The organism is Pseudomonas nitroreducens TX1, from assembly GCF_000313755.1.
Taxonomy (GTDB): Bacteria; Pseudomonadota; Gammaproteobacteria; order Pseudomonadales; family Pseudomonadaceae; genus Pseudomonas; species Pseudomonas nitroreducens_A.
On record NZ_AMZB01000082.1, the window covers coordinates 1 to 17561 of the forward strand.

The following is a 17561-nucleotide window of genomic DNA, read 5'->3' on the forward strand; positions in this document are numbered from 1 at the left end:
TTCGAATCCTCCTGAGTGCGCCATATACCGAAAGGGCCTGCAGAAATGCAGGCCCTTTTTCTTTGCCTTCGAAAAAGCTCGGTTGCTCATCGCTTCGCCTTGCCCATCACGCAGCCGTCCTCATCGAAAGTGACGACGCGAGCGCCGTGTTTCTTATCCGCTTCGTAGTGATAGCGCAGCGTCTCGTTGTGCTGGCTGACCCTGTCGGGTCGTCCCAGGGCGCTCTCCACGTCGCTGCGCGTCATGCCTGTCCTGATGCGCCCCTCGATGATCGCCTTGCGCCGAGCGCTGCCGGTGACGCGGTTGCCGCAGCCGTTCTGCTGCTCGCCGACCACCACGACGGACGCTCGCTCGACTACCTTGCTCGCGCCTCTGCTGCGCGCCACAGGCTTCTGCACGACGATTTTCTGCGGGATCGCCGTCGGTACCGATTCGCCGCTGCCGGGTGTGGGATTGCTTGCTTCCTGGATTTCCTGCTGGCGCTCCACGGGGCAGCCATACTGGCTGAACAGCACGCTGCCATCGGCCGCCGTGCAGCGGAACACCGAGGCCGCCTCGCTGGTCGGTACCAGAGGAATCAGGAGTGAGCAGAGCAAGGCGGGCAGGCGCATGGTTTCCTCCGGGATGGCGGGCCTGCCTGGAGCCTAGGAGTGGAATTTGTCAGTCGGGGCCGGGTGTCCTGTGGGAGCTTTCGGGCGTCGAACCGGGCAGTGATTCAGCAGTGAACTTTCGCCTGCAAGCGATTGTTCTTGCCGCCATTTTGTAACGCCTAATACACCCCGGAGTGTTATCATTTCCCGCATCTGCCCTCGATGGGCGCATGGGACACCACCATGGACTTACCCAGTAGTTACTCAGAACCCCGATTGCGTACACACGACCTGATGTATTGATCCCCTCTGGCCCGTTCTGCCACTGGGGGTGGAGCGTGCTATGACCGAAGTAGAAGCCAAGAAGCCGCAGGAAAGCCTGCAGGACCGCCTCAACCAGGTGGTCGACCTGCTGCACAAGCACAAGCTGGTGGAAGACCTGACGCACCGTCAGGAAGGCCAGCATCAAGACCTCGTCGAAAACCTCGTGCACCGCCAGAACCTGGCGGAGCTCCAGCGCAAGCTGGACGAGCTGCACCCGGCCGACATCGCCCATATCCTCGAATCCCTTCCGCTGGACGACCGCCTGACGGTCTGGCAGTTGGTCAAGGCCGAGCGCGACGGCGACATCCTTCTCGAAGTATCGGATTCCGTGCGGGAAACCCTGATCGCCGACATGGACGATCACGAGATCCTTGCCGCAGCCAGGGAGATGGACGCCGACGAACTGGCGGACCTGGCGCCGGAACTGCCTCGCGACGTCGTTCATGAGCTCATGGAGACCCTCGATCAGCAGCAGCGCGAGCGTGTTCGTTCAGCTCTGTCCTACGAGGAGGATCAGGTCGGCGCGCTGATGGACTTCGAGATGGTCACCATCCGCGATGACGTCAGCCTGGAAGTGGTGCTGCGCTACCTGCGCCGCCTGAAGGAACTGCCTGGCCATACCGACAAGCTCTTCGTGGTCGACTATGACGGCGTGCTCAAGGGTGTGTTGCCGATCAAGCGCCTGCTGGTAAACGATCCGGACAAGGACGTAGCCGAAGTCATGGCCACCGACCCGGTGACCTTCAGCCCCGACGAAGACGGCTACGACGCCGCCCAGGCGTTCGAACGTTACGACCTGATTTCCGCCCCGGTGGTGGACAAGAACGGCAAGCTGATCGGCCGACTGACCATCGACGAGATGGTCGACCTCATTCGTGAGGAAAGCGAAAGCGAAGTCCTCAACATGGCCGGTCTGCGCGAGGAGGAAGACATCTTCGCCTCGGTGTGGAAGTCGGTCGGCAACCGCTGGGCCTGGCTGGCCACCAACCTGGTGACCGCCTTCATCGCTTCGCGGGTGATCGGCCTGTTCGAAGGATCGATCGAGAAACTGGTGGCGTTGGCCGCGCTGATGCCCATAGTCGCCGGCATCGGCGGCAACTCCGGCAACCAGACCATCACCATGATCGTCCGTGCCATGGCTCTGGACCAGATCCAGACCAGCAGCGCCAACCGCCTGCTGCGCAAGGAGCTCGGTGTAGCGCTGGTGAATGGCCTGGTATGGGGCGGTGTGATCGGCCTGGTTGCGTTCTACCTGTACGGCAACTGGGAACTGGGCGCGGTCATGACCGGCGCCATGACGCTGAACCTGCTGCTCGCGGCGCTGATGGGCGTGTTGATTCCGATGACACTGCTGCGTCTGGGGCGCGATCCGGCGATGGGTTCCAGCGTGATGATCACCGCCATGACCGACAGCGGCGGTTTCTTCATCTTCCTCGGACTGGCCACGCTGTTCCTGATGTGACGCCAGCTCCGCCGAAAAGCCGCCTGCCAGGCGGCTTTTTTGTGCCTCGCGTTCCCGTGGCAGCCGTAAACCGCGAGCATGAAAAAGCCGGCTCGAGGCCGGCTGTTTCGAGTGTCGCGAAGGACTCAGGCGTCGTTCTGTGCCATTTCGGCATCGTGCGCGATCAGGGCGATCAGCGCGTTCTGCTGGCGGTGGGTCAGCTGGCGGAAGCGTTGCAGCAGTTCACGTTCGTGCAGACTGAGTTCGGGGCTGTCCAGACGGATACCGAGGTTGTCCTGCAGCGCGCCTTCCTGCAGCAGGCTCTGTTCGAGACGCGCAATGATCTCGGAGTTCATGCTGCGGTGGTGGCTGCGAGCGACGTCGGCGATACGCTCACGCATGCCTTCGGGCAGACGTACGACGAATTTGTCAGCAGTACGGCTGGAGTAGGTGGGGGTTGCCTGTTTCAATGGGCGCATACTTTAAACCTGTAAGTCAGGGAGGCCGATGCCATGGGTCAGCGTTGGTTCAGGCCCTTTGACAGCGATTTCCAATGGCCGTTCAGCGCGTCGTCAAAGCTTTTGAAAAATAATCCAATAACTTGACGTCAAACCTTCGGCATATTGTGTCTCGGGTGAAGGCTAAATGCCAGCACCAATCGTCCGAAATGAGACCGCTTAGGCAGACCCTTCTTTGGATGGGACCTGAAGGGAAAAATGGCGATATGCCGCTTCCCTCAGCGTAGTCGATAGGTGTAAAGCCCCTGTCTGCCGTTGGGCAGTCTGATAAGGGTATTTCGTCGCGGATGGGCATGATGGCACAGCTCGAAACAGCGAGGTGGGCAGCCATTCGAAGGGGGATTTGGCAGGATGTTTTCACCGATATCGCACAAGGCGCGGAGTATTATCCCCCGCGCGGGTCAGAATTGAAGTAGTGCCGAGCCGCCGGCGAACCGAGAGTCATATGATCCCTGGCAGACTGATTTACCTGATGGGCCCTTCCGGCTCCGGCAAGGACAGCGTGTTGCAAGCCGCCAGCGTTCCGCTGGCGCAGATGGATTGCCGGATCGTCCGACGTGTCATCACCCGCTCTGCCGAGGCGCGCGGGGAAGAAGCGCATTCGGTGAGCGCCGAAGAATTCAACGCCCTGGAGCGCTCCGGCGCCTTCGCCATGAGCTGGCGCGCCAACGGCCTGCACTATGGCATTCCTCGCGACATCGACGACTGGCTCGCCGCGGGCCACGACGTGCTGGTCAATGGCTCGCGGAAATACTTGCCCGAGGCGCGCCGTCGTTACCCACAGTTGATCGCGGTGCTGCTGAGGGTCGATTCCGCAGTGTTGCGTCAACGCCTGATCAGGCGAGGCCGGGAGACGCCGGTGGAAATCGAAGAGCGCCTCGCGCGCAATGCGCACTTCGCCGATGGCCTGCCCGGGCCGCTGGTGGAGTTGGACAACTCGGTGTCCCTGCAGGTGACGGTCAGCCATTTGCTCGATCTGCTCGCCCCGCCGGACGCCCAGGCCGGCTGAGGTCAGCCCAGGCTCAGCGACAGACTGACGCCGTGGGGCTCGAAACCCATCGCTGCGTAGAAGCGGTGCGCCATTTCCCGGTCCTGGTGGCTGGAAAGCGCCAGCTTGTAGCACTTCCAGTCCCGCGCCCATTCCACGGCCCGGCCAATGAGCGCCTGGCCGATGCCCTGGCCGCGCGCGCGGCTGTCCACCACCATGTCCTCGAGGATCGCCGAGCGGGCGAAACCGTGGGCGATGTGTTCGATCAGGTGCAGGGTGCAGGTGCCCAGCAGGGCGCCATCGCGCTCGGCGACCAGCGTCACCCGCGACGGCTGTTGGTTGTCCAGCGCAAGCGCCAGCAGTGCGGTGTCGGGCAGCGGGTCGCTCGTGCCCAACTGCTGGAGCAGCGGCGCGAGGGCCGCCGCATCACCGGCCGAAGCGACGCGTACATCGAAGGTGGCAAAGGGGGAATCGGGCAGGACGCCGTCGTCTGTGGTCATGGTCTTTCTCCGGCTGACGGCGAAATTATGAACCGGGTCGGTGGCGGCGGCATGACAAATCGTCCGTCGGTGGTTAACATGCCGACCCGATTGTCCCGGTAGCTCAATTGGATAGAGCGTCCCCCTCCTAAGGGGAAGGTTGGAGGTTCGACCCCTCTCCGGGACACCAGAACGCCAAGGCCCGCATCTGCGGGCCTTTGTCGTTTCCGGCTGTCGCTCAAGGCGAGTAGGTCACCCGGTTGCGCCCTTTGTGCTTGGCCTCGTAGAGCGCCTGGTCGGCCTTGATCAGGGCCTGGCTCAGGGTTCCATCGGCCGTGACATGGGCCAGGCCCAGGCTGATGGTGACCTTGGGCGTGCCGGGCAGCTCGGCTGTGAGGCGGCGCAATTTCTCGACCCGCGACTGTGCGTCCTCCGCGCTGATCCCCCACAGGTACAGGCCGAACTCCTCGCCGCCCAGGCGCGCGAACTCGAAGTCCTGCATTTCCTCCTTGATGGTGCGCGCGACCCGGGCAAGCACTTCATCGCCTACGTCGTGCCCATAGGTGTCGTTGACCCGCTTGAAGTGGTCGATGTCGACCATCGCCAGGTAGCGCTGCTCGCCGTCACCCTCCAGGCGCTGGCCTACGCGAGTCAGGAAGGAGCGGCGGTTGGGGATGTTGGTGAGCACGTCGAGGTAGGCCTGATCCAGCAGCAGCCTTGCCATGGCGTAGTTGTACAGCTTGGCCTTGCTCAGGTGGTGGAAGATGTAGATCGACAGCGCACTGATGAACAGCGGGTAGCAGACCAGCATGCTGCGCCGTGCGTCCAGGGCCGGCACGTCGCCCAGCAGTGGGTTGAGGAAGGTCCAGGTCACTGCCAACACCGAGTAGAAAGCGACAGCGTTGAGTGGCATAGCGGTGGCGCTATAGAGCACCGTGGCGGCGGCGATCACCAGCCAGGCCGGCCGGAGGATTTCCGGCAGGCCGTCGATCACCAGCCGCGCGCCGAAGCTGAAGGTGATGACGAAGGCCAGGTTGAGCCAATGGAAGTGCGTGGCCTTGCGCACGAAACTGGCCATCACGGTGATGAGGAAGAACATGCCGAGGAAGATCACCGAGACATAGGTGAAGCCCTGGCCGGCCTGGAAGCTCACGATGAGGTCGAAGAGCAGCCACATGCCGGCGCTCACGGCAAAGATCAGCAGGCTGAGCCCATGGAGTCGCTCGAAATCGTGCTGAAGGAATTCAGCCCTGATCCCGGCCGGGACGCTTTGCTTGAGTACTTCGGATTCAATGGTCTTGAACATGAACCGCCCTGGGGGTGTGGGGTCGCTGGCGCGAGCATAGCCGAACCCCAATCGCCCCGCCCAAGCGGGCGGGGCGAATCGTGGGGGCAATTTTTCGGCAATGTTTCAGGGCGTGGCGGAAGGACTGGGGTGGGCGCGCTGGTTGTCCAGCAGCACCTTGCCCCAGGGCCGGTAGCGCACCTCGAATACGGCGCTGGCGTGGCAGCCGGTGGACGCGCTGGAAGGCGCGGCAGGCTCGGCGCGGAACGGCTGGTCGGCGGTGCTGGTCTGGCGGAAGGCTTCGCGGACGATGCCGACCGAGCAAGGCAGGGCACCGGCGTAGGCCTGGCGCACGCGCTCGGGCAGCGCACCGGTGCCGGCGCCGTCCTGCCACAACACCTGCACGCCAAGCCCGGCGATCTGCCCCAGCCAGTCGCCATACACCTGCGGCGCCAGTTTGCCGCCGGAGAACGCGCTCAATTGCAGCGGCGCCTTGAGTTGTCCGGCGAAGTCCTTGAGCTGACGCTGCAGGGCCTGGCGGCGCTCGACGGCCTGGAAGTTCCAGTCGTCCAGCTCCATCGGCAGGTACCAGGCGGAAACCGGCAGTTTCCATTGCTCGCTGATCTTGCGCTGCTGCGCCAGGGAGCGGCCCAGCTGGTGCTGCCAGTAGGCTTCCAGGCTGGGCGTGTCCAGCTCGCTCTGGCGCTGGTAGTAGGCCGGATCCATGTACAGCCCGAGGACCAGTTGCAGGCCGTTGTCGTGGGCGCTTTTCAGAGAGCGTGCGAGCCAGCCGTTGGCGCCACCGAAGTCGGAGTCACCATAGGCGGTCCATTGCACGATCAGGGTCTTTGCACCCTGCGCCGCGCTGGCGCGCCAGACCTGCTGCCACTGCGTGTCGCTCAACGCGGCATCGACATTCAGCGGCTGATAGAACAGGCGTTCATCGGCCTGCGCCGAGACAGTGGAAAAGAGCAGGGCGAGCGCGAAAATCAGACGGCGCATCAGAAGTTCACCTCCAATCCCACCAGCCAGCCGTTGGCCTGTTCATAGAGATTGCCGGCCATGCCCAGCTGGTATTCGGTGCGCACGGTGACGTGGGCGCGGTAGGCGTTGTAGCGGTCCTCGCCGTACCAGTACTGCCAGCGCAGGCCGACGCCGCTGCGCAGGTCCTGGCGCCAGTCGTTGCTCGGGTCCTGGGCGGAGAATTCGGCAAAGCCGTAGGGCATGATCGTCTGCGGCGAATCCACGGGCAGCTTCCAGGTGTGGCCCTGCTGGTAGCGCGAGACCCACTGGTGATCGCCGGCATGGGTCCACCAGGCGAAGTCGGTGTAGAGGAAGCGCTCGCCCCAGTCGCTCTCGTCCACGCGCCAGTCGTTGCGGTACTCGCCCTGATCGAGGAAGGAGGCGGTGGCGCGCAGCAGGAAGTCGGTGGAGGTCTGGCCGTACTTGTCACGCTGGCGTACGTAGCGCTCGAACTTCTCCGGCGTACCGATCTCGTGCAGGCGGATGCCGTCGAAGGCGTCTTCGGAGTCGCCGTCGTTCTTCACCGTATTCTGCTTGTACAGCTCGCTGTAGAGGTTGAGGTTGTAGTCGCCGAAGGGCTTGTAGCGCAGGCCGAAACCGGCGGCGAGGGTCTGGGTGTATTGCTTGCGCCCTTCATTTCCGGCAATCGCCCGGCCATACACCGACAGGGTGCTGCCATTGCGGGTCGGTTCCTCGCCCAGCGCATGATCCCAGATGAACGTCTGCAGGTTCTGCGATTGCGCGCGTCGGCGGTCGCCGGTCTGGTTATCGCCATAGAGGATCGGCACCGTGGTGACGCCAGCGGGCGACCAGGTGCTGGCAATAGTCAGGTTGTCGCGCTGGGACATCACCTGGTGTGCGCGGCGCTGGCGGAAGCGACGGGCTTCCAGGCTGCCATATTCGTCGTCGGCGGCGACCGGGTCCTGTTCCAGGTCGATCACCCGGCGCAGTTCACGCCGGGCGGCGAAGCTGTCCTCAGCCTCGTCGTAGCGCCAGGCGAGGGTTTCGCCCAGGCGGAAGTCCTCGGGGTAGTCGCGGGTGGCGCGCTCCAGATAGGGGATTGCGGTACGCCGCTCTTCCGGCGTGTCGGTGCCGGCCAGGCGCATGCCGTAGTCGGCGCGGAAACGTGGGTTGTCCGGTTCGCGGCGTACTGCCTCGGCCAGCCAGAGCTTGCTCTGCTGCTTGTCGCCGGCCTTCTGTGCGCTGCCGGCGGCGTTGTAGAAATGCTGGCCGCCGGGCTCGTGTTTGAGCGCCTCGCGGTGTCGCGAAAGTGCCTGAGAATAGTCGCCGCGGGCGTCGGCGATGTTGGCGCCCAGGGCCCAGTCATCCGCGCTGCCCTTCTTCGCCTGCTGCCAGTAGCGCTCGGCGCCGGCATTGTCGTGGGTGAGCAGCGCGGCGCGGCTGGCGGTGAGGCGCGCGTTGTCGTTGAGTTCGTTGGCGGGCAGGGCGTTGAAGATGCGCAGCGCACCGGCCGGGTCACCGGCGGCTTCCAGGGCGTAGGCCAGTGGCAGCTGGCTTTGTTTGTCGCCGTGGGCGAGGGCGGCCTGGTAGTAGACCACCGCTTCGCCGGGGCGCGCGGGCATGGAACAGCGGCCCAGGGCTCGCAGTTCGCCGGGGGTGTTCGAATCCGGGCTCAGATAGCGTTGCAGGGCGTCGCAGCGCCCGGCTTCGGCCAGACGACCGAGCAGGTAGCCGCGCGAGACCGGGTCGGCCTTGGGCAGCAGGGCTTCGATGCGCGCGACATCCAGAGGTGTCTCGCTGCGCGCGTGGATGCTGGCCAGGCGTTGCAGCAGCGCAGGCGGCAGGTTGCCGCCGCGGCGGTCGTAGGCGCTTTCCAGCAATTGCCTGGCGCGCTCGGTTCGCCCGGCGTTGAGGGCGAGGTAACTGGCCTGATCAAGCGCCTTGAGGTCGCCGGTCTGGCGGTAGCGTTGCTCCCACAGTGCCGCTGCTTCGCCGGTGCGGCCACGGGCCTGCAGTAGCTCGGCGCGCTGGCGTACGGTATCGGGTGTCTGCGGCTGGCGCGAAAGCCAGGCCAGTGCCAGGTCGGTGCGCCCCTGGCGGCGCCAGGAGTCCACCAGTTGGTTGCGCCGGGTCGTGTCCCAGGGCTCGGGCAGGCGGGTGGTTTCCAGCAGGCCGGTAGCGTCCAGGCGTTGGGCCAGCACCAGCCAAGTCTTCGGGTCGTCAGCGGGCTTGCACTGCGCAAGTTTCTGCAGCGCTGCGGCCTGGTCATGGCGCGACAGCCATTCGGTGGTTTCCAGACAGGGGCGGTTCTGTGCGTCACTGAGTTTTTCCACCAGCGCCGTGTCGCTGCTGTCACGGGCGACCTCCAGCAGTTGCGCCTGGCGTGCCGGGTCGTTGCGGTCCTGCTCGGGCAGGGTGAGCAGCCAGCGCTTGGCGACCTCAGTCTGCTCGACGGCGATGGCCCGGTCGATGATCGCCAGTCGCGCCTGGCGTGCGGCCTTGGCATCCGGAGCCTGCTGGATCAGCTGCTCCAGCGCTTTTTCATCCAGGCGCTGGGCGTAGGCATTGGCCAGGCGCCGCCAATCCTCGGTCGAAAGCTGATGGGCCGTGGCCAGCGGGGCGAGCTGGGCGATGGTGGTGTCCCAGTCGCGCAGCTGTTCGGCCCAGTTGGCGCGGGCCTCGCGCAGCACCCGACCGTCGTTGCCCGGCGGCAGGGTGCCGAGCCAGTCCAGCGCCTTGGCGGCGCCCTGGGTCTGGCCGAGCTTGAGGCTGTAGGCCTGCCACAGGCGCACACGCTCATTGGCGTTGCTGGTGTGAGCCAGCCACTGGTTGACCTGGGCTTCAGGCGGCGGGCCGTTCTCGATCAGGTCCAGGCGCAGTTCGGTCAGGGCTTGCGCGCCAGTGACGGTGCCGGCCAGGGACTGGGCTTCCTGCTCGGCCTCGGCGAAACGCTGCTGCTTGGCCAGGGATTGGATCAGAAGGGAGCGCGCCTCGGTGTTGTTCGGCACACGGTCCAGCAGGTGGCGCATCAGGCGTTCGACTTCCGCCCAGTTGTTCTTCTTCGCTTCCTTGTAGCCCTTGTCGAGGTAGGGAAAGCTGCGGAAACGCTGGAATTCGCTGAGCTGATCGTCGGCGGCCTGCGCCAGTGGCGCGGCGATGCTCGCCAGGATCAGGCAATAAAGCAGGGGATGTTGCGGTTTCACACGGCCTCCCGGGCGATGCGATAGGCCTCGTGCTGCTCGCTGGCCTGTTCCTGGAGCGCTTCCTCGAGCACCTGCTGGGTAATCATTCCGCGCCTGATCAGGTGCTCGCCAAGGGAGTCCTGCTCCGGGTCGAAGTCGATCAAAGCCTGGTTGAACAGGCTGGGCGGGACCATCCCGCGCACCTGCAGCAGGGCGCCGAACATCACCACGTGCCCGCTGAGGCGCTCCATCAGGGCTTCGTCGCCCTGGCGCTGCCTGAGCACGTCGATGATGGCGCGGGTTTCGTCGGTCTGGTTACGGCCGCCGTACCAGTGCCGCAAACCGAGGGTGACGCGCCCCTGGGGAGCCAGGCGGCCGCGTACCGGGCGCTTGAGCTGACGACTGATGGCGCCAAGTGAGACCTGGCTGATCTGCTGTTCGCTGGCCAGCACCAGGGTGTCGCCTTCGATGGCCACCGGCAGCACCGCGTAGCGCAGGGCCAGCTTGCGCGGCAGCGCCTGGATCAGCTTCTCGTCGAGGGTGAAGGGGTTGAGGGGCGCCCATTCCTCGCCCAGTTCCTCAGCCAGGGTTTCCACCAACTGGGTGCTGGTGATCAACTCGCGCAGCAGCAGTTCGCGGCCCAGGCGCCGGCGCACCGGGCTGGTCAGTGCCGATTGCAGCTGTTCCTCGGTGATCAGCCCCTGCTGGATCAGGCGTTGGCCCAGCGGCGTGCGCTGTGGGCCGGCGAGCGCGGGGAACTCGTGGGTGGTCTTGTCCCAGGCCACCCGGCGCGAGTCGCCCATTTCCATCACCTGCTTGAGGGCGCGCAGGTTGGCGAAGAAGTTGACGAAGTTGCTCCACATCATCCGCGGCGCCGACAGCAGCCCCTCGAAGATGCCGTAGAAGCGGGTGACGAACCAGAAGCGCTGGAACAGCCGGTTGAGCAGCATCAGCCCGTTGAGGAACAGCAGTACCACCAGCAACCGGCTGCCCTCGAGGATCGACGGGAAGTGCCAGGCGTTGGGCGCCAGGGTGGTGATCAGCCACAGGGTGATCAGTACCAGGAACAACAGGTTGACCAGGAAGCTCAGCAGATAGGCGATCAGCCCTCGGCGGTCGCGCCAGAGGAAGTAGTTGAGCATGGTCTTGCTGCTCCAGCCCAGGTTGCGCGTGCCCTGGAAGACGATGCCGGTGATCCACCGGGATTTCTGCCGGATGGCGTGCTGCCAGGTGCGCGGGAAGTGTTCGCGCACGCAGATGACCTGGGAGAAACGCCGGTCCATGCCCGGCACCCAGTCGCTTTTCAGCGCCAGCTGCGGGTCGGTGATGGAGTAGCGGGCGAAGATGCACTTCATGCCCTTCTGCTTGAGGCGGAAGCCGATGTCGTAGTCCTCGGTGAGACTCTGCACGTCGAAGGCAATGCCGTCGCCATCTTCCAGCAGCGCGGCGATGGCGCGGCGACTGAAGCAGGTACCGACGCCGGCGCTGGGCACCTGGCCGGTCAGCGCCTCGCGCACCGGCACGTCCTTGCCGTGGTTCTCGGCGAACTCGTCGACGTAGTGGCCGGCGGTGAAGCCGGTCCACTCCGGGGCATAGGGGTACACCGGGATCTGGATCAGGTCCTTGGCCGGCAACAGGTAGTTGAACAGGCGCAGTTCCAGCGGCGAGATGACGTCTTCGGCGTCATGCAAAATGAAGCCGGAGAACTCGATGCGGGCATCGGCCTCGAAGCGCAGGATCGCGTCGATGATGTTGTTCAGGCAGTCCGCCTTGCTGGTGGGCCCGGGGCGCGCGCAGACCACCTTGTGCACGTTGGGGTAGTGCAGGCACACCGCGTCCACGTCGGCCTGGGTCTGCGGATCGTTGGGGTAGGTACCGACGAAGATCTGGTAGTTCTCGTAGTCCAGGGTGGAGGCCGCCAGGCGGGCCATCTCGCCCACCACGCCGACCTCGTTCCAGGCTGGCACCATGATCGCCAGCGGCTTCTCCGGGGCGGCAAAGAGACGTTCCTCGTCGGCCCGGTCGAAACGGTTGTAGATGCGGAAGCGCCGCACCAGCACCCGGCCCCAATACACCAGGTCGATGAACAGGTCGTCCAGGCCGAGCAGGAACATCAGCGCGGCCAGGATGATCGCCAGGTACTTCAGGGCATAGAGAACGTAAGTGAGGATATCGACCAGTTCCAGGCTCATTCGAACTCGCTTGCTGTGCGCGTTTCACCGAACCAGGAGAGCAGCCGGGCAACGATCTTCTCGCTGGCGTGGCCGTCGCCGTAAGGACTGAAGACCCGGCTCATCTGCTCGTAGACTTCCTCGTCGCGCAGCAGATGGCTGGCTTCGCTGACGATGCGGCTGGTGTTGGTGCCCACCAGCACCACGGTGCCGCCTTCCAGCACGGCCGGGCGCTCGGTGACGCGGCGCAGTACCAGCAGCGGTTTGCCCAGCGCCGGGGCTTCTTCCTGGATGCCGCCCGAGTCGGTGAGGATGATGTAGGCGCGGTCCATCAGCCAGACGAAGTGCTGGTAGTCCTGCGGGGCGATCAGGTGGATGTTGGGCTTGTCCGAGAGCAGGCCGTAGACGGCTTTCTGCACTTGCGGATTGAGGTGTACCGGATAGACGAAGTCCACGTCGGGGAAGCGCTGGGCAAGCTCGGCCAGGGCCTGGCAGATGCGTTCGAAACCCTTGCCGAAGTTCTCCCGGCGGTGGCCGGTGATCAGCACCACGCGGCGATCCCCGGTGAACTGGGCCAGGGGCGAGTCGGCAGCAGGTGTCCACTGGGTTTCGTGCAGGTGCTCGCGCATCCACAGCAGGGCGTCGATCACCGTGTTGCCGGTGACCTCGATCTGGTCGATGTTCACCCCTTCGCGCAGGAGGTTGTCGCGCGAGGCCTTGGTCGGCGGGAAATGCAGGTCGGCGATCACCGCGGTGAGGCGGCGGTTGGCTTCTTCCGGCCAGGGCTGGTGGATGTTGCCGGTACGCAGGCCGGCCTCGACGTGCCCCACCGGGATCTGCCGGTGAAAGGCGGTGAGGGCGGCGATGAAACTGGTGGTGGTATCACCGTGGACCAGCACGATGTCCGGCCGATGACGGTCGTAGCTGTCGTCCAGCTTGCCCATCATCTGCAGGGACAGGCTATTGAGCGTCTGCCCCTGGGTCATGACGTCGAGGTCTTCGTCCACCTGCAGTTCGAAGGAGTCCAGCACTTGCTGTAGCATCTCGCGGTGCTGGCCGGTCGAACAGATGCGCAGTTCGATTTCGGGAGTGCGGCGGAGGACGCGGGCGAGGGGGGCCATCTTGATGGCTTCCGGGCGGGTTCCGAAAACCATGGTGACTTTGTACTTCATCAATTGCTCCTTGGGCGCACCCTTGTGAGGCCGCCTTCGGTTTTCCGTGTGGGATTTTTCCAAGGGCAATGAAAGTCGCTCAAGTCCGGGCTGTCCAGCCGCAATGGAGCGCGCCAGTGATTCAGGTCAGGTATATTGACCTTTCAAGGTCTTCTGTCGCCCCGCTGCAGGCCCCGTCGTCAGTGGGCTGGCGCCGAATTTCCGCCGTCGTGCAGGAAAATTATGGGCAAATTTTTCGAGAGGCCGGTCAAGTAGATGCTCAGCGCGGAACTGAAGGCGTTTTATCGAGTTGCAAAGCTCGGAAGTATCACTCAGGCGGCAAAGAAGCTCGGTCTCAGCCAGCCGACCGTGACCACGCAGATCCGCAACCTGGAAAGCCAGTACGCGGTGGAGCTGTTCTATCGCGGCGGACGACGCCTGACCCTGAGCGACGAGGGTGTGCGCCTGTTGCCAATGGTCGAGGCGTTGCTGCAGCAGGAAGCCGACATCGAGTTCTACCTGCGCAACTGCGGGCAGTTGCAGGGGGCCCTGCGCATCGGCGCCACCTCACCTTATTACGTGCTCGGGCTGATCAAGAGCTTCCGCGAGCGCTTCCCGCAGATCGAAGTGTCGGTGGAGATCGGTAACTCCCAGCAGGTGCTCGAGTCGCTGATCGAATGCCGGGTGGACCTCGCCGCTTCCTCGCAGCAGGTGGACGATGCGCGCCTGACCCGCGTGGTGCTGGGGAGCGATCCGCTGGTGCTGGCGGTGCACCGCAGCCATCCGCTGGCGGCGCTGCAGTCGGTGTGCCTGGGCGACTTGCGCAATCATTGCCTGCTGATGCGCGAGGCGGGCTCGACGACCCGTCAGCTGACCGAGGCGATGTTGCAGCAGGCGGGGGTGACGCCGGCGTCCATGCTGGAGATCGGCAGCCGCGAGTCGATCCGCGAGGCGGTGATCCGCAACCTCGGCGTGAGCATCATCGCCCGCCAGGAGGTGCCGGATAACCCGCAGTTGTGCGTGCTTCAGATCAAGGGCGCGAGCCTGATCGATGAGTACCTGTATTGCCTGAAGGATCGGCGACAGGCGCGGTTGCCGAGTGCGTTTCTGGCGTTGGCGCAGGTGTAGAGGCTGATTCCTGGCACAGGCCATACCCCCGATTCGTTGGCGGAGCCGGTGCGTGCCCACAGGCTTTCCTGCTTCGGCTTTTGTATTTCAGCGCCGCTTTGGCGTCCGCGGTGAGATCTTGTTTCGCCCCCTCGGGCGACCTCCTTTGGAAAGATCCAAAGGAGGCAAAGGTCTTGCCCCTGTCATCCGGTTTTTCGCCTAGGCGAAAAATTCTCTCGTTGAACGGGGCGGTCCGGAGTGTGCGGCTGTTTCTCTGGAAGTCTTTTATAAGCCGTAGCCGGAGCATGTCTTTCCTGTAGGAGGGACTCCTGGGCGAGGCGCATCTACGAAAATTTTTTCACCCCCATACCCAAATCTGCCTATGGATCTATCGGCGCACTTGGCCCTTTGGCAATAGTGCCGTCGCAATCCGTCCCTAGCATGGACCTCGTTCCTTCACGCCATGGCTCACGCGGCGTGGACCACAAGAAGACGAGGTACCGCCATGCATCCCACCCTCACCGGCACACCGCTCAGCGTGCGCCACATCCGCAAGCGCTTCGGCCAGTTCGTCGCCCTCGCCGGCGTGTCGCTGGACGTCAAGGCCGGTGAGCTGGTCTGCCTGCTCGGTCCTTCCGGGTGCGGCAAGACCACGCTGCTGCGCTGCATCGCGGGCCTGGAGCAACAGGACGATGGCAGCCTGCATCTGGGCGAGCGCGATGTCTCGAACTTGCCGCCGCAGGCGCGGGACTACGGCATCCTGTTCCAGTCCTATGCACTGTTCCCCAACCTCACGGTCGAGCAGAACATCGCCTATGGCCTGACCAACGCCAGCAAGGACGAAGCGCGCCGCCGTGTTGCCGAGATGCTCGAACTGGTCGGTCTCACCGGCAGCGAGAAGAAGTACCCCGGCCAACTCTCCGGCGGCCAGCAGCAGCGCGTTGCCATGGCCCGTGCGCTGGCGCCGAGCCCTTCGTTACTGCTGCTCGACGAACCCATGTCGGCGCTGGACGCCCGTGTCCGCGAGCACCTGTGCGGCGAGCTGCGCCAGCTGCAGAAGCGCCTGGGCATCACCACCGTGATGGTCACCCACAACCAGGACGAGGCCATGCTGATGGCCGATCGCATCGCGGTGATGAACCACGGGCGCATCGAGCAGTACGGCACTGCCCAGGAAATCTACAGCACCCCGAGCACACCCTTCGTCGCCGAGTTCGTCGGCCAGGGCAACTGGCTGCCGTTCGAGCGCGGCAGCGATGGCCATGCTCGTGTTGGCAGCCTCAACCTGCGCCTGCACAGCCAGGCGTCGAGCGCCTCGGGCCGGCTGTTCTGCCGCCCGGAGGCGATCAGCGTGAACCCCGCCGTGCATCAGGAAAACCTGTTCCGCGCGCAGGTCCGCGAGATCACCTTCCTCGGTAACCGTTGCCGCATGAGCTTCGAGCTGGAGCAACTGCCCGGCCACGCGTTGCTGGCGGAGCTCGCGCCCGAAGACATGCCGCGCCTGGGCACGCCGGACATCTGGGTGTCGCTGCCACCGCGCAGCCTGCAGGTGTTCGCCTGAGATGGAAGCGGTGGTGAAACACAGCCCGGCGTTGACCGCCGGCAAGATTCGCGGCGATCTGGGGGATCGCCTGTTCGTCCGGGGCGGCAAGTACCTGCTGCTGGTCCTGCTGACGCTCGCGGTATTGATGCCGCTGCTGGCCATTTTCTGGCGCGGCTTCAGCGGCGAAGCGGGGCAGGGCGGTGGTGTCGGCGCCATGGGCGAGTTGCTGCGCAGCGACAACTTCCACTGGCTGCTGGGCAACAGCCTGAAGGTTTCGCTGAGCGTAGCGTGCATCGTCGTGCCGGCGGCGTACCTGTTCGCCTACGCGCTGCAACGCACGCTGATCCCGGCCAAGGGCCTGTGGCGCGGGATTTCCCTGCTGCCGCTGCTGGCGCCGTCGATGCTGCCGGGCATCGCGCTGATCTACCTGTTCGGTAACCAGGGCCTGCTGCGCCATCTGCTGCCGGACAATATCTATGGTTTCTGGGGCATCGTCCTCGGCGAGGCCATCTACACCTTCCCCCATGCGCTGATGATCCTGTTGTCCGCGCTGTCGCTGGCCGATGCGCGCCTGTTCGACGCTGCCTCCAGCATGGGCGCCGGTCCGTGGAAAGCCTTCCGCAGCATCACCTGGCCGGCGTCGCGCCAGGGCGTGTTCGCGGCCTTCTGCCTGGTGTTCACCCTGACCATCACCGACTTCGGCGTGCCGGTCGTGGTGGGCGGCGACTATCAGGTGCTGGCGCTGGAAGCCTACAAGGCGGTGGTCGGCCAGCAGCAGTTCGGCCGTGGCGCGCAGATCGGCATGATCCTCCTGCTGCCGGCGCTGCTCAGCTTCGCCGTCGACACCTGGCTGCGCCGCCGCCAGGGCGACGCCATGAGCGGCCGTGCACAGGTCTACCATCCCAAGCCGTCGCGTCGCCGCGATGCCGCCTTCCTCGCCATCGTCGCGCTGATCAGCGCGGTGCTGCTGGGCGTGCTGGGCATGGCCGTGTACTCCTCGCTGGTGAAGTTCTGGCCCTACAACCTCTCGTTGTCGCTCAACCACTACGACTTCAACACCACCGCCGGCGGCGGCTGGCTGGCCTACCGCAACAGCCTGACCCTGGCCGCGTGCACCGCGATCATCGGCAGCGCGCTGATCTTCACCGGCGCCTACCTGATCGAGAAGACCCGCGAGCAGCGCTGGCTGAGCCAACTGCTGCGCATGTTGTGCTTCGTGCCGATGGCCGTGCCGGGCCTCGTGCTGGGCCTGGGCTACGTGTTCTTCTTCAACCTGCCGGGCAACCCGCTGCATGTGTTCTACGGCAGCATGGCGCTGCTGGTGGTGTGCACCATCGCCCACTACCTGACCACCGCGCAGATGACCGCCACCGCCGCGCTGCGCCAGCTCGACGGCGAGTTCGAGGCTGCCGCGCTGTCGCTGAAGATGCCGCTGTGGCGCCACTACCTGCGCGTCACCGTGCCGATCTGCCTGCCGGCGCTGCTGGACATCACCCGCTACCTGTTCGTCTCGGCGATGACCACGGTGTCGGCGGCGATCTTCCTCTACAACCCGGACACCATCCTCGCCGCCGTCGCCGTGCTGAACATGGACGACTCCGGCAACGTCGGCGGCGCCGCCGCCATGTCGACCCTGATCCTGCTCACCTCCGCGGCCGTGTCGCTGCTGCTGGCCGGCACCTCGCGCGGCCTGTTGCGCCGCTCCCAGGCCTGGAGGAAGGGCGCGAACCCGTAACACCGCTGGACGCTGTCGCCTGGCATCCACTCTGCCGGGCTCAACCCCTGACAAACCCGCCCC

Annotated in this window: 13 protein-coding genes and 1 tRNA gene; 6 read left to right on the forward strand and 8 right to left on the reverse strand. The window is 65.0% G+C overall.

Going from position 1 to position 17561, the window contains the following annotated elements; translation table 11 throughout:
• Positions 1-86 precede the first annotated feature (86 nt).
• Positions 87-611: an outer membrane protein assembly factor BamE domain-containing protein gene (gene bamE, locus C167_RS0105175; protein WP_017517194.1), complete on the reverse strand. Its 525-nt coding sequence runs from the start codon at positions 609-611 to the stop codon at positions 87-89.
• Positions 612-933: 322 nt separating this feature from the next.
• Between bamE and mgtE the strand changes: the two genes are divergently transcribed.
• Positions 934-2376: a magnesium transporter gene (gene mgtE, locus C167_RS0105180; RefSeq protein WP_017517195.1), complete on the forward strand. Its 1443-nt coding sequence runs from the start codon at positions 934-936 to the stop codon at positions 2374-2376.
• 125 nt (positions 2377-2501) lie between these two features.
• Here mgtE and amrZ read toward each other — a convergent pair whose 3' ends face one another.
• Positions 2502-2834, reverse strand: coding sequence for a transcriptional regulator AmrZ (amrZ, locus tag C167_RS0105185; RefSeq protein ID WP_017517196.1), 333 nt, complete (start codon positions 2832-2834; stop codon positions 2502-2504).
• A gap of 487 nt (positions 2835-3321) precedes the next feature.
• Between amrZ and phnN the strand changes: the two genes are divergently transcribed.
• On the forward strand, positions 3322-3882 hold the full coding sequence (gene phnN / locus C167_RS0105190) for a phosphonate metabolism protein/1,5-bisphosphokinase (PRPP-forming) PhnN (protein ID WP_026078817.1): 561 nt from the start codon (positions 3322-3324) through the stop codon (positions 3880-3882).
• A gap of 2 nt (positions 3883-3884) precedes the next feature.
• Here the strand turns inward: phnN and C167_RS0105195 are convergent, their stop codons facing one another.
• A complete protein-coding gene (locus tag C167_RS0105195; protein WP_017517198.1) occupies positions 3885-4361 on the reverse strand; it encodes a GNAT family N-acetyltransferase in 477 nt (158 codons plus the stop codon).
• Between the two features lie 92 nt (positions 4362-4453).
• On the opposite strand from C167_RS0105195, the gene C167_RS0105200 reads away from it, so the two are divergent.
• Positions 4454-4530, forward strand: a tRNA-Arg gene (locus C167_RS0105200).
• A 48-nt stretch (positions 4531-4578) separates the two neighbouring features.
• Here C167_RS0105200 and C167_RS0105205 read toward each other — a convergent pair.
• From C167_RS0105205 to wecB, 5 genes are all read right to left on the reverse strand, one after another.
• Positions 4579-5646 (reverse strand): sensor domain-containing diguanylate cyclase, encoded by a 1068-nt coding sequence (locus C167_RS0105205; protein WP_017517199.1) that lies wholly within the window; start codon positions 5644-5646, stop codon positions 4579-4581.
• Positions 5647-5751: 105 nt separating this feature from the next.
• Entirely contained in the window at positions 5752-6627 is an 876-nt protein-coding gene (locus C167_RS0105210) for a DUF4434 family protein (RefSeq protein WP_017517200.1), read from the reverse strand.
• Positions 6627-9812 carry an NfrA family protein gene (locus C167_RS0105215; protein WP_017517201.1) on the reverse strand — a complete coding sequence of 1062 codons (3186 nt, stop codon included), beginning with the start codon at positions 9810-9812 and terminating at the stop codon, positions 6627-6629. Before C167_RS0105215 ends, C167_RS0105210 begins: the two co-directional genes overlap by 1 nt.
• The gene (gene nrfB, locus C167_RS0105220) at positions 9809-11983 is read right to left on the reverse strand and encodes a cyclic di-3',5'-guanylate-activated glycosyltransferase NrfB (RefSeq protein WP_017517202.1); all 2175 of its coding nucleotides are present in this window, start codon (positions 11981-11983) and stop codon (positions 9809-9811) included. The genes C167_RS0105215 and nrfB overlap by 4 nt, the downstream gene beginning before the upstream one ends.
• The gene (gene wecB / locus C167_RS0105225; protein ID WP_017517203.1) at positions 11980-13134 is read right to left on the reverse strand and encodes a non-hydrolyzing UDP-N-acetylglucosamine 2-epimerase; all 1155 of its coding nucleotides are present in this window, start codon (positions 13132-13134) and stop codon (positions 11980-11982) included. Before wecB ends, nrfB begins: the two co-directional genes overlap by 4 nt.
• A 255-nt stretch (positions 13135-13389) precedes the next feature.
• Here wecB and C167_RS0105230 point away from each other — a divergent pair, with 255 nt between their 5' ends.
• The 3 genes from C167_RS0105230 to C167_RS0105240 all read left to right on the forward strand — a co-directional run bounded on the left by C167_RS0105230 (position 13390) and on the right by C167_RS0105240 (position 17498).
• The gene (locus C167_RS0105230; RefSeq protein ID WP_017517204.1) at positions 13390-14241 is read left to right on the forward strand and encodes a LysR family transcriptional regulator; all 852 of its coding nucleotides are present in this window, start codon (positions 13390-13392) and stop codon (positions 14239-14241) included.
• Between the two features lie 484 nt (positions 14242-14725).
• The gene (locus tag C167_RS0105235) at positions 14726-15781 is read left to right on the forward strand and encodes a putative 2-aminoethylphosphonate ABC transporter ATP-binding protein (RefSeq protein WP_017517205.1); all 1056 of its coding nucleotides are present in this window, start codon (positions 14726-14728) and stop codon (positions 15779-15781) included.
• 1 nt (position 15782) lies between these two features.
• Positions 15783-17498: a putative 2-aminoethylphosphonate ABC transporter permease subunit gene (locus C167_RS0105240; protein WP_017517206.1), complete on the forward strand. Its 1716-nt coding sequence runs from the start codon at positions 15783-15785 to the stop codon at positions 17496-17498.
• Positions 17499-17561 lie beyond the last annotated feature (63 nt).